Origin of the sequence: Arthrobacter sp. NyZ413, from assembly GCF_049390645.1 — a bacterium.
In the GTDB taxonomy this organism is placed as follows: domain Bacteria; phylum Actinomycetota; class Actinomycetes; order Actinomycetales; family Micrococcaceae; genus Arthrobacter.
Genome location: NZ_CP155434.1, coordinates 4,361,105 through 4,373,106, shown reverse-complemented (window position 1 = coordinate 4,373,106; position 12,002 = coordinate 4,361,105). Strand labels below are relative to the sequence as shown.

General features: G+C 63.2%; 13 protein-coding genes. 5 read left to right on the top strand and 8 right to left on the bottom strand.

Features of this window, described 5'->3' with window-relative positions; all coding sequences use genetic code 11:
• Positions 1–24: 24 nt before the first annotated feature.
• The 5 genes from ABCW42_RS20430 to ABCW42_RS20410 all read left to right on the top strand — a co-directional run bounded on the left by ABCW42_RS20430 (position 25) and on the right by ABCW42_RS20410 (position 3,254).
• Complete coding sequence (locus tag ABCW42_RS20430) at positions 25–591, top strand: single-stranded DNA-binding protein (RefSeq protein ID WP_133203713.1); 567 nt, start codon at positions 25–27, stop codon at positions 589–591.
• Between the two features lie 126 nt (positions 592–717).
• The gene (gene rpsR, locus ABCW42_RS20425) at positions 718–957 is read left to right on the top strand and encodes a 30S ribosomal protein S18 (RefSeq protein ID WP_003800144.1); all 240 of its coding nucleotides are present in this window, start codon (positions 718–720) and stop codon (positions 955–957) included.
• A gap of 17 nt (positions 958–974) precedes the next feature.
• Entirely contained in the window at positions 975–1,427 is a 453-nt protein-coding gene (rplI, locus tag ABCW42_RS20420; protein WP_133203712.1) for a 50S ribosomal protein L9, read from the top strand.
• Between the two features lie 169 nt (positions 1,428–1,596).
• Positions 1,597–2,637 (top strand): helix-turn-helix domain-containing protein, encoded by a 1,041-nt coding sequence (locus ABCW42_RS20415; RefSeq protein WP_423182903.1) that lies wholly within the window; start codon positions 1,597–1,599, stop codon positions 2,635–2,637.
• Between the two features lie 173 nt (positions 2,638–2,810).
• Complete coding sequence (locus ABCW42_RS20410; RefSeq protein ID WP_423182902.1) at positions 2,811–3,254, top strand: hypothetical protein; 444 nt, start codon at positions 2,811–2,813, stop codon at positions 3,252–3,254.
• On the opposite strand, the gene ABCW42_RS20405 is transcribed toward ABCW42_RS20410, so the two are convergent.
• The 8 genes from ABCW42_RS20405 to ABCW42_RS20370 all read right to left on the bottom strand — a co-directional run bounded on the left by ABCW42_RS20405 (position 3,236) and on the right by ABCW42_RS20370 (position 11,970).
• Positions 3,236–4,030, bottom strand: a complete 795-nt coding sequence (locus ABCW42_RS20405) for a DeoR/GlpR family DNA-binding transcription regulator (protein ID WP_423182901.1) — start codon at positions 4,028–4,030, stop codon at positions 3,236–3,238. The two genes, ABCW42_RS20410 and ABCW42_RS20405, sit on opposite strands and share 19 nt — an antisense overlap.
• Before the next feature lie 202 nt (positions 4,031–4,232).
• Complete coding sequence (locus ABCW42_RS20400) at positions 4,233–5,174, bottom strand: aldo/keto reductase (RefSeq protein WP_423182900.1); 942 nt, start codon at positions 5,172–5,174, stop codon at positions 4,233–4,235.
• Between the two features lie 31 nt (positions 5,175–5,205).
• The gene (locus tag ABCW42_RS20395; protein WP_423182899.1) at positions 5,206–6,300 is read right to left on the bottom strand and encodes a Gfo/Idh/MocA family protein; all 1,095 of its coding nucleotides are present in this window, start codon (positions 6,298–6,300) and stop codon (positions 5,206–5,208) included.
• Entirely contained in the window at positions 6,297–7,310 is a 1,014-nt protein-coding gene (locus tag ABCW42_RS20390) for a zinc-dependent alcohol dehydrogenase family protein (RefSeq protein ID WP_423182898.1), read from the bottom strand. The genes ABCW42_RS20395 and ABCW42_RS20390 overlap by 4 nt, the downstream gene beginning before the upstream one ends.
• Positions 7,311–7,460: 150 nt before the next feature.
• Complete coding sequence (locus ABCW42_RS20385; protein WP_423182897.1) at positions 7,461–8,549, bottom strand: nitrilase-related carbon-nitrogen hydrolase; 1,089 nt, start codon at positions 8,547–8,549, stop codon at positions 7,461–7,463.
• Positions 8,550–8,641: 92 nt separating this feature from the next.
• Positions 8,642–10,339: a GMC family oxidoreductase gene (locus ABCW42_RS20380; protein ID WP_423182896.1), complete on the bottom strand. Its 1,698-nt coding sequence runs from the start codon at positions 10,337–10,339 to the stop codon at positions 8,642–8,644.
• Entirely contained in the window at positions 10,332–10,889 is a 558-nt protein-coding gene (locus ABCW42_RS20375; RefSeq protein ID WP_423182895.1) for a gluconate 2-dehydrogenase subunit 3 family protein, read from the bottom strand. Before ABCW42_RS20375 ends, ABCW42_RS20380 begins: the two co-directional genes overlap by 8 nt.
• Positions 10,873–11,970, bottom strand: a complete 1,098-nt coding sequence (locus ABCW42_RS20370) for an ABC transporter permease (RefSeq protein WP_423182894.1) — start codon at positions 11,968–11,970, stop codon at positions 10,873–10,875. The genes ABCW42_RS20375 and ABCW42_RS20370 overlap by 17 nt, the downstream gene beginning before the upstream one ends.
• Positions 11,971–12,002: the final 32 nt, after the last annotated feature.

The window sequence follows — 12,002 nt, the reverse complement described above, 5'->3', positions numbered from 1 at the left end:
CAGGAACGAACAAGGAGGCAGTAGATGGCAGGCGAGACCACTATCACGGTCATCGGTAATCTCACCAATGACCCCGAGTTGCGGTTCACACCGTCAGGCTCGGCAGTAGCGAACTTCACCATCGCTTCTACTCCCCGGACCTTCGACCGCCAGTCGAATGAGTGGAAGGACGGGGAAACCCTGTTCCTCCGCGCATCGGTATGGCGGGAAGCAGCTGAAAACGTCGCCGAATCCCTCACCAAGGGCATGCGCGTGATCGTTTCCGGCCGCTTGAAGAGCCGTTCTTACGAAACCAAGGAAGGCGAGAAGCGCACCGTTATCGAGCTCGAGGTTGATGAAATCGGCCCGAGCCTGCGTTACGCCAACGCAAAGGTCAACCGCACCCAGCGCTCCGGCGGGGGTGGCCAAGGTGGCTTCGGCGGCGGCAACAGCGGTGGCTTTGGAGGCGGTTCTGGTGGAAACCAGGGCGGCAACTCCGGCGGAAATTGGGGCGGCGGCCAGTCCGCACCGCAGGACGACCCCTGGTCTACCCCGGGCGTCAGCAACGCGGGCGGATGGGGCAACGGCCCGGATTCCGAACCTCCCTTCTAAACATTCACTAAAGTTCGACGCCGGGACCCGCCGGAAACTGCCGCGAGGCAATCGGGTGGTTGCCGCCGTCGAACACCACCATCCCGTGGATCAACTCCACGGGCTCCATAGAAAAGGAGCTCCACGATGGCTAAGGCTGAACTCCGTAAGCCCAAACCAAAGTCCAACCCCTTGAAGGCCGCTGACATCACTGTCATCGACTACAAGGACGTAGCATTGCTGCGCAAGTTCATCTCCGACCGCGGAAAGATCCGCGCCCGTCGCGTCACTGGCGTCACGGTGCAGGAACAGCGCAAGATCGCCCAGGCAATCAAGAACGCCCGCGAAGTTGCTCTGCTGCCTTACTCCGGCGCTGGCCGCGGCTAAGGAAGGGATTAACTAACATGGCAAAGCTCATTCTGACCCACGAAGTAACCGGTCTCGGTGCTGCTGGCGATGTTGTCGAGGTCAAGGACGGTTACGCACGTAACTACCTCCTGCCCCGCGGCTTCGCCCTGACTTGGACCAAGGGTGGCGAGAAGCAGGTTGAGTCCATCAAGGCTGCCCGCGCCGCTCGCGCCCACGCTTCGATCGAAGCTGCACAGGCACAGGCTTCGGCTCTGTCCTCCAAGAAGGTCAAGCTCGTAGTGAAGGCCGGCGAAACCGGTCGTCTCTTCGGCACGGTCAAGCCGGCCGACGTCGCTGCTGCTGTTGAGGCTGCCGGCCTCGGCGCCATCGACAAGCGCAACGTCGAACTGCCGAACCACATCAAGTCTGTTGGTTCGTACCAGGCCAACGTTCGCCTGCACGAGGACGTTTCCGCCGTGATCGACCTCGAGGTCGTCGCAGGAAAGTAAGGCGCGCTAGCAGCCCAAACAGTCTCTGACTGTAAATGAAGACCCCGTCCCGGACCTCGGTGACGGGGTCTTCTTACATTTGTGGTGATTTGGTGAGAGTCCTGCTTTTGGGTGCCGCCAGGCGGTCGGCTAGAATCGTTTGGCAAGCAATATGGAGGCATTCCCAACCTTGACTGCCCAACTTCGTCAATACCGGGTCCCGCCTGAACTGCGCCCGGAGGAGAAATTCGAACACTGGCGCAATTGGTACGGCAGCGCCGTGGAAACCCCCATGAGGCTTGAACGGACAGAGAACCGCGTATCTCCCGAATTCAGCCCGCGGGCCGTCACTTTTGCCAGCGCGGACTTCAGCCTCATCGAAGTACATAACGAGCCTGTTGCCGCGTCTTGGAAAAGCAATCCTGATTCCGAAGATCTGCGGCTCGTCTACTTCCGAAGGGCCCCGAAAGTAACCTTCTGCCTGGCCGGAGTAACCGAACCGGTGGACTCGGGTTGTGTCAGGTTCCTGGATGTCTCGCACAGCGGTGGTTTCCACGCGCCTTCCGGATTGCATGCCGTTCAAGTCAACGTCAGCCGGTCAAGCCTGGAGCTGGACGACGCGTCCCACTCACGCCTGCTCCGCTTGCCGAACCTCAGCAGCCATCCGCTGGTGGCCGGCTTCGTGGTGCCGGCCCTGATGAATTGGCGACACGAAGAAATCGACCGCGAAGCCCCAGGGGTTGCGAGCATCTTCAAATCCATCGTGGCGTCTCTGGTCAGTTCACTGCTCAGCGTCCCGGCCGACGAAACAGCACTTGGTCCCGCAAAGCGTCAGGCGATCAGGAAGTACCTCAGGGCAAATTACCGGAACCTCGGTTTGGGCCCGGATTCCGTGGCGGAGCGGTTCAACATGTCGCGTCGTTCCTTGTTCCATCTCTTTGAGCGCGAGCAATTGCCGATGGGCGCCTACCTACGGACTATCAGGGCAAGCGAGGCGCTTCGGCTCCTGCTTGAGCCGCATGCGCGCCACGTGCCGTTTGCGGAAATCGCGCGGGCGAGTGGCTTTTCCGACGTCCAGAACCTCCGCCGTGCTTTGAAGGACTCCACCGGTCTAACCACGAGGGAGTTGCTCCAGCACGAGGAACTCGCGAGGCAAAGCCTCACCGGGCTGCAGCGATCGCTCAGCATTGCACGGCGTGATGCCGCGGAACGGTATTTTGGCGCTGGATGAAGCTTTCGCGAGGAATTTGCGAAAAACCGCCGGAGGAGGACTTGGCTCGATGATAGGTTTCAGGCGATTTCAGCTCAACGGTGACGGGGGCAGTGGCGGGCCGGAATCCCCTACCCGATAACCGACCCGCGCCCTGTGGCTTGCGGCGTCCCGTCACGCGCACAGGAGGCAGGATGTGCAGCGAGTTCTCACGCCCCGTCCATGCTTATAACCCGTTGCTGCTCCAAGCCACGCTGGCGCGGCGCGATCACGAGTACGTCCTTGAGCTGCACTACCGCGGTGAGCTGCCCGGTACCGGAAACTTCATCATTGGTGTGGAGGTGCCCCAAGGTGCTGGGGGTGGCATGCGCCACTGCTGCCTTGAGTTCCAAACCGGGAAGCCCCTGAGGATCTTTACCTACGATTTCCGCGGCAATTGGCAATCAGACCATGACCTCGATGCGGTCAAGGTACGTTCCAACGTAGTGTCGGGAACTTTTCCGGCTTGGTCGTTCGACCTACGGACCCCGGTCCGGGCGATGACCGCGTTCGCCATCCATAATGGCGTCGTGACTGCCAGTGGCTTGGCGGTGACTGGGCCACTTCCTGGTCGTGCAGTTCAGGCAATCTCCACGTAAACACCCGACGAACGCATGGACTGCAGCAGCTTTGGTTCGATGCTGGCATCGGTAATCACGACGTCCATCTCGGATAGCTCGGCATGCCTGCACGTGCTGACCCTGTCGAATTTGCTGTGGTCGGCGAGCAGGATCCGACGGCGGGCGCTAGCGCCCATGAGCCGCTTGACTGCCGCTTCCGAGGCGTCGGGCGTAGTTAGGCCGCGCTCAAGCGAAACTGCGGTTGCCGACAGGAATGCGACGTCGACGTTGATGTCTGCCAGTGAGCGGGCGGCCCAATCATCGACTTCGGCCGCGCTGTCCCGCCGCACCCGGCCGCCCAGGGTGTAGACCGTCAAGAGGGGAGCGTCGGCCAAGGACATAGCTATGGGCAGGCTGTTAGTGTAGACCCTTATGACCCGGTCCCTGGGCAGGAGTTCAGCCAACTTCGAAGTCGTCGAACCGGCGTCGAGGAGGATCGCTCCGTCCGTAGGGAGATGGTGGAGCGCAGCCCGGGCGATGCGGGCCTTTTCGTCCGCGAAGTCCGTACGCGCACTTATCGGCGGTTCGTAGCTGATGCGCCCGGCGGCCACCGCACCCCCGTGGACGCGGCGCAGGAGGCCCAACTGTTCCAGTGCGACGAGGTCCTTGCGGACGGTTTCGTTAGTGACCCCGAGTTCAGCGGCAACGGCCGTGGCATCTGCCCGCCCTTCGGCGCGAAGCTTGGCCAGGATGAGTTCCCGCCTCTCGTCCGGGTAGGGTAGGCGCGTGGCGGCCGGGTCAGCGGCGGGTGTCATGGATGCTCCTCAAACGGCGTCCGGGGTCAATTGTTCTGCCCCAACGGTGTCACGAAGTGCGCCCTGATGAGAAGCCCGCCGTCTCCAGCCCCGGTCGTCGTCGAATAAACGCGATCGCCCCCGCCGGAATTCATGTTCGGTACCGGCAGGGGCGATCGCGTTTGCCTCGCGGGGCGGGCTTAGGATGCGGAATTCCGGAGTGTCAGTCCAATTCGCCCGAACCTGCGTGGGCCAGGGGAAGCAGTCCGTCCCACAATTCGGCCGATATGTCCCATTCGGCCAACTCGACCGTCTGGTCCACCCGAGCCGGATCGGACATGCCGACGATGGTCGAGGCGACCCGAGGGTCCCGCGTGGAGAACTGGAGGGCGGCGGCGGCCAACGGCACGCCGTATTCCCGGCACAGCTGTTCCATTTTCTTCACCCGGGCGATGATCGACTCGCTTGCAGCGCGGTAGCAATAGTTCGGGACGGCGTCGGGCCCCTTGACGAGCATCCCGCCGCCAAACGGCGCCGCGTTCACGAATGCCACCTGCCTGGCCTGGGCATCCTGGATAAGCCGCTCCGCGCTTTGGTCAACGAGTGTGTACCGGTTGTGGCTGATGACAACATCGAATGCGTCGGTGGCGAGGTATTTCAGTTCGAGGTCAATCGGGCCGCCAGCCACGCCCAAATGCTCAATCACGCCCTGGTCGCGCAGCTCAATGAGTGCTTCAAGCGGACCGCCCGGCGCGGTGCCTTCTTCGAAGGTGATCTTCTCGGGGTCGTGGAAGTAGACCAATTGGAGCCGGTCCAGTCCAAGGCGTTCGAGGCTTTCTTCAACCGATCTGCGGACGCGGTCCCCGGAGAAGTCCGTTGTCCCGACGATCGGATCCACTTTCGTTGCAACGACGACGTCTTTCGGCAAGCCTCCCGCTTCCCTTAGGGCGCTGCCGATTCGGCGTTCGCTGTCGCCGCCATGGCCGTATTCGTTGGAGGTGTCGATGAAGTTGAACGGGCCTTCCAAGACGCGGCGGATCGTTGCCACTCCTGTTTCGGTGTCCACCTCATAGCCGTACTGGGTGGGATGGCTGCCGAGGGCACTGGTTCCGACGCAGACCGGCGAAACAGACAAACCGGTGCGGCCGAGGGTGCGATTCTTCATGCGGGTGTTCCTTCTATGTCGAGGTGCTTGGCTAGGAGTTGCCCGGACTGTGCCAGGGTTGAGGCACGGAGCTGACTGGTTGTCCCGTTTCAGCCGCTTCGTGGATCAGGAGGGAGAGATAGTGGTCCTGGCAGCCGTCCGCCAGCGAATAGCCCTTGGAGCTGTCCGCCGGCCGTGAATTGCGCAGGCATGTGGCGATGGCGATTTCTTCGTCCGACAGGGGTACGCCGGGAAAGGGGTTGCGGTACAGGACGTTGCCGGCGGCACTGAGGGTATCCAGCCCGGCACCCTCGAGGTTGCCGTCGAGACCGAGCTGGCGACGTTCGATCGTGACGGCGACTGGGTCGCCGTCGGGGGACAGCTGCGTCAGGCGCGTTCCCGTGAGTTCGGCGATGCTGCCGCGAACTTGGAGATGGCGGCCACGCAGCGGGTTGAACCATTGGGTGTCCGTGAAGTCGTAGAATCCAGTACTTCCGTCCCAAGCCAACAATGCGTGCGTTTGGGCCACCCGCTCAATCCGGCGGACGGATGGAGGCCCCTCCCTGCCGGGACCGTTCATGAGCTGACCGTAGGTCCGGGTTGCACGGATGCGTACCGGACCGTGCCCTACGGAGAGCAGCAGGCGCAGCATGGACACCGTGTGGTAGTCGTGGGTCCAGGACACCGAAGCGGAACTGACATCGCCGAAGACGCCGTCGGCTATCAAGCTCAAGACCGCGCTGAAGGCGGGAAGGCTGGGGTGTTGTTCGGCGACTTGGACCAGGCCTGTGGACCCCACCGCTTCCCAGAGCTCATGCAGGGCTGCGAGGTTGGCGGCCGGCGGGGTTTCCGAAAGGACCGGTACGCCGAGGCTGACGAGGGCGCGAAGGATCTCCGGGTTTGCCTCGCGGGGAACGCACGTCACCGCAACGTCGGGCCGTTGCCGCGCGACGGCGTCGTCGATGCTCCGATAGGTGGGGACCTGCCACGTGGACTCGATCTCGCTTGCCGCCTCAGCCGTTCGAGTGACGGCTCCGACGCAAGCGAAATGGTCCGGCAAGCTACGTGCCAGCCTGAAATAGAAGTCGGCCCGCCAGCCCCTTCCGACCATGAGAAACCGGAGGGGTCCGGACGCTGCCACGGTCATGCGCCTGGAACCAGGACGGCGCGGCCCCGCAGTTTCCCGGCCTTCAGTTGCTGCAGGGCCTGGTTGGCCTGGCTCAGCGGGAAGTCCTGGTGGACAGCATGGAGTTTGCCGTCAACTGCCAAACCCAGGACGTCGGCCATGTCCTGCCGGGTCCCGAGGACGGTGCCCAGCACGGTCTTTTCATCTCCGATGTCCATGGCCCCAACGGATTGCGCGACCCCGAGGACAACGCGGCCGCCCGGCTTGATGACACGCAACGCCTCGGCGACAGCCTGATCGGAAGGGGCAAAAACGATGGCGGCATCCTGGGATCCGTCCCGAAGGACGTAGCCGTGGTCATTACCGGCCGGGGCGTACGCGCCGCGTGCCCCCAACTGCTCGGCCAGCGTCCGGGCCTCCGGACTCCGTGAGACCGCATTGGCGTTGGCGCCGGTAAGCGCCGCCATCTGCAGGGCCAAATGGCCCACCCCTCCGATTCCCAGGACCGCCACGCTTTGCCCGGGCCGGAGCATGGCCTTCTTAACTGCGCCGTACGCCGTGATGCCTGGACAAAACAGTGGGGCAGCTTCCGTGTCGGACAGGGAATCGGGGATTTTGCAGGCAAAGGCTGCATGCGCCACTATGACCTCCGCGTAACCGCCGTCGCGGGTTTCTCCTGTGATCTGCCGCCTGCGGCAACGATGTTCGTGGCCGCCGATGCAGTGTTCGCACTGGCCGCAGGTAGACCAGATGGGCTGGACGCCCACCCTGTCACCGATTGCCAGGTTGCTGACGCCCGGTCCCAGGGCTTTCACCCGACCGATGACTTCGTGGCCCGGGATGATCGGCAAGGACGCCGGGGTATTCGGCATCCAGTCTCCTTCAACCATGTGCAGGTTCGAGCGGCATACACCACACGCCAGGACGCTGATGGAGACTTCACCGGGGCCGGGAGCTGGTTCGGGAACCTCACTGTAGTCCAGCGGTTGGCGCTCGATGGGGCCGGGGGCTCGGAGCACTGCGGCGTACATGCGGTTTCCTTTCGGATGTGCAGGTTCTGGTGGTTCTGTGGCGAAGGGGCGGGTGTCCGGCCGGGGGAGAAGGCCGGACACCCGCGTTTTCGGCCGTGGGGCGAGGACCGTCCCGGGGGGATCCCTGGCGGGAACCGCCCCGGGGACGGGTTAGTTGCTCGACGGAGCGGTCAGGAGGCCGCGCTCGATGAGCTTTTGGATGTTCATGCCGCGGCGCTTTGCCTCACGGGCAAGCCAGCCCTCGGCGGGGAGGGTGTCGATGTACTGGTTCTTTTCGTAGATCGGCTGCTCGTAGATTCCGGCGTACATCTCGGTCCGCAGATCTTTGAACCAGTTGGTGACACCATTCGCGGCGCGCGAGCGGCGCAGCGCCTCAAGGTCCACGACGCTGCTGACGAACGAATCGCCGCCGCTGACGCCTTCGTTCTTCACGAGGACGCGTCCCTTGTGGTCAACGATCATCGACTGCCCGCCGAAGAGGTCGAACAGGCTGCCGTCGTCGTTGCGCTGCGGACCAAGGTTCGGCGCCACGACCACGACCTGGTTGAACATGGCGTGGGCGCGGTTCTGCAGTTCCCACATGCCCAGGCCCACCTGGGGCTCAATCAGCGTGCCGCGGATGATGAGTTCGGCACCGTTCATCGCCAGGCCGCGCGAGGTCTCCGGGTACGCGCCCTCGTGGCAAATGATGTAGCCGATGTTGCCGATCTCGGTCTTGGCCACGGGGAAGAATGCATCCAGGAGGCTGCCGTTGCCGCGCTTCTGGATGAATTCGTCCCAGATGTCGTGCGGATTGGTGGTGCCCAGGGCGCCACCTTCATAAGCGTCCGACGTCGACTTGTAGCGCTTGTAGACCACGTCACCGTTCGGGTCGATGATGAAGGCGACGTTGAACAGGTGGCCCGGGAAGTCGTCGTCGCGGACCAGGTAGAGCTCGGCGGCGATGTAGGTGTTGAGCTCACGGGCCTTCTGGCCGAGGATCTCGGTTTCCGGGCCGGGGATGGTCATGGCAAACGCTTCATGTGCCTCACGGTTGCCGGCCTTGAAATCGGGCAACATGCCCTGGATGGCCATTTCCGGCAGGACAACGAGCTTGACGGGAGCACCGTCGGTGGCCGCGACCATGACGGCGGGGTCCATGAAGTCGCAGATCCGCTTGGTGTTCTCGACGGCATCCTCACGCTTTTTGATCGTGTGGACAGTGTTGGACAGCGCCACGATGGCGTATGGGTCAACCATTATTGTTTCTCTTTCTTGTTGCGGTCGCCGGACTGGGTTCCAGGCCGGCAGTGGGGTTTTCGGATGGTTTTGGGGGCTCGGACCTTCCCCGATCAGACCCTTTCGAGGATCTTGTCGGCGGTGAGGTAGGCCAGCGCCTGCAGGGTTTGGGTCGGGTTATAGCCGGACAATGTGGGGAATTGGCCACCTCCCACGACGTACAGGCCCTTGCACTCATGGGACTCGCCGTAGATGTCCACTACGGAGTCCTCGGGGTTTTCACCCATGCGGTGGGTACCCACTTCATGGGTTGAAAGGTGGTATGCGGGAGGGGTCGGTTCGGACCAGAACTGGGTTGCACCCATTTCTTCAGCAATGCCGCGCTTGACCTTCTCGAAATACTTCAGCGCGGCGAGGTCGTGCGCGGACCAGTCGTGGGTGATGCGGAGGGCGGGCTGGCCGAACTTGTCCTTGACCTTGGGGTCGAGGTCCACGTAGTACTTCTTGCTGGGGAAGCTCGGGACTTGGTTGTGGATTCCCATGAGCCGGCGGTAGTTCTCGGTGAACCAGGACTTGAAGCCCCCGCCCCACCGGCGCATCCCGGGAGGGAGGTTGTGCGCCGCTTCGATTGGTTGCAGGTCTCCGGGAATGCTCGTGAGGACGGAACCCCACATCACTCCCTCGTCGTTGTCCGGCACGCCGTCGCAGTTCAGGTCGTCCACAACGCTCGCGGCAACCAGCGGAGCCATGAACGGGTTGCTGAATTCCGGAAGGACAACTGTGCACCACCCGAAGCTGTGGGTCATGAAGTTCCGTCCCACCTGCCCGTTGGCGTTGATACCGGACGCGAGCAGGAGGCGGCTGTTCTCCAGGGCGTAGCACGCCACCACCACGAGTTCGGATTGGACCTGGTGCTCCTTGCCGTCCGCGTCGAAATAGGAGACGCCTGTGATCCGCTGCCCTGAGGGGTCGCGGTCGAGGCGGAAGACACGGGAGGACGCACGAATTTCCAGGTTTCCGGTCTTCAGCGCCGCCTCAACGGAGGTGATGCGGCTGGACTGTTTCGCGTTGACGTGGCAGAGGTAGCCATGGCAGAAGCCGCAGTACTCGCAACCTTTCAAGGACTTGTAATCGGTGGATGCCACGGCCGCTGGCTGTTGGAACGGCTTGTAGCCGAGCCGCTGGCAGGCAGCCTTGAACCGCTCATCTGCCGGTGCAGTGCGCAGCGGAGGCATCGGGAAGCCGCGTTCGCGCGTGGACTCGTACGGGTTTCCGGCCGGATCCGGCGCGCCCTTGACGTTGCCGGCTTGTCCGGAGACGCCAAGTTCCCATTCCACCCGGTCGTAGTAGGGCTCCAGGTCGTCATAGCCGATCGGCCAGTCCACCATGGTGGAGTCGGAGTCGAGCGCTTCAGGTCCGAAGCGCTCCTCGATCAGGGATTTCATCTTGAAGTCGGCGTCGCGGTGGCGCCATGAGGCACCGCCCCAGTGGAGTGTTCCACCACCGGGACCGATCGACGGCGGCAGGTGCAAGGGCTCGCTGTTTCCGCGGACGCCTGCAGCCCAAGGAAGAAGTTCCGCCGTCGTTGACTCGTTGGGACGCCATGTGACGGGGTCGGTGGATAGCTGTGGCACCAAGGAGCCGCGGGAGTAGTACTTCACCTCGTCCTGCTTGAAGGTGAATTCGTCCGTTGTGTGCACGGGGCCCTTGTCGAAGGCGAGGACGCGTACGCCGGCTTTGGCAAGTTGCTCTGCGATGATGCCGCCGGAGGCTTCCAAGCCGACGACGATGGCCTCTGCTCCCTCAGTCATGCCGCCTCAATTCTCTGCGTAGGTCATCCAAGGTTTTGATGGGGATGGTGGTGGAGTCGAAGCCGGGCTTCATCTGCGCGGCGTTGTAGCCCCATTGAGCGCCGGGAAAACCGACCAGCTTCCAGCCGAGCGCGTCGTGGTTTCCGCCGTAGCCGGGATCGCAGAAGAGCCCTTGGATGGTGTGTTCCCAGACGAGTGCGAAGAACGTGGCCAAAAGGTCGTCGGCACGGGCGTGATCTGCTTCGCTGGAAGCGTCGATGCGTTCCAGCACGCTGTCCTGCTGCTCCGGCGAAAGCGCCGCGAACTCCTGGCTGTAGAGCTCGACGCAGAGGTTGTTAAGGGCCTTGACGCCGTCCCGGTAGCATCGACGCAGTGCCACGTCTTCCTCCGCCGTCGCCTTGTCGATGAAGGTGACCACCCTGATATCCCGGGCGCCGGGCTTGCCGTCGTCGCTGGGGAAAATCCGTTCGCAGACCGCCTCGACGGTCTCAGCCTCAGCGTGGCTGAAGAAGGCCCAGTGGGTTGCGGTCGTTTCACTTGCGGTCGGCATCCGGCTGCACCTCCTGCGTCAAACTGCCGCGGCCGGCGGATCGCTGGAAGATCAGCTTTCTGAGGGCCCCGGGGAGCTTGTTGCCGACGCCGCTGGTGAACAGCACCGCCAGCAGGATCACTGCACCCTTGACGATCAGCTGAGGCTGCGCCTGGATGCCCAGGAGGTCCATGATGTTCAGGATCACGGCAATGATCAGGCCGCCGAGTACAGCGCTGATAGGGTCACCGGTGCCGCCGAAGAGCGAGGCACCACCGACCACGACGGCGGCAATCGCGTTCAGTTCGTATCCATCACCGATGATGGCGCTTCCTTCGGTGAGTTGCGCTGCGATCATCACGCCGCCCAGGCCGGCCAGCAGTGAGGAGAGGACGTACGCTCCGACGATGTCGCGCTTGACGGGGAGGCCGGACAACCGCGCAGCTTCAGCGTTTCCGCCGAGGGCATAGAGCCTGCGGCCGAAGCGGGTATGGGACATCACGATTGCGAAGACGATGGTTACGATCAGGGCGATCATCACCGGAGCCGGCAATGGGCCGATGTTGGCGGTGAAGGCTGCTAGGAATGCCTCGTCCTCAATGGCCACTTGCCGGCCGGTTTGCAGGATGTACGCGACGCCCCGGGCGATGCTCATCATGGCCAGCGTGACGATGAACGGTGTGATTCCGCCGTAGACAATCACCAGGCCGTTGAAGACGCCGATCAGGCCCGCGGCGAGCAGCGCCAGGACGAGGGCCATGGGCCAGGAAGCGCCTTGCTGCAGGGCCAGCCCTGCCAGCACGGAAGACACGGCGGCCACGGCGCCGACAGACAGGTCGATGCCCCCGGTAACGATTACCAGGTACTGGCCAACGGCCAGGACGGAAACCACCGATGCCGTGATCAAGACGGAGACGAGGTTCCGGGAAGTGAAGAAGTGCTGGGACAGTGCGCTGCCGATCAGCAGGACAATGGCGCCGACGGCGAGCAGGTAGCCCTTGGAACCAAGGGAAGTGAAGATCGTGCTGACTGAGTTGAGCGCGGTCGGCAGGCCTGGCAATTGTTTTCCGGTCTGCGGCCGCGAGCTTGTGTTGAGTGCCATGGATTTGAACTCCATTGTTGTTGCGGATGCGG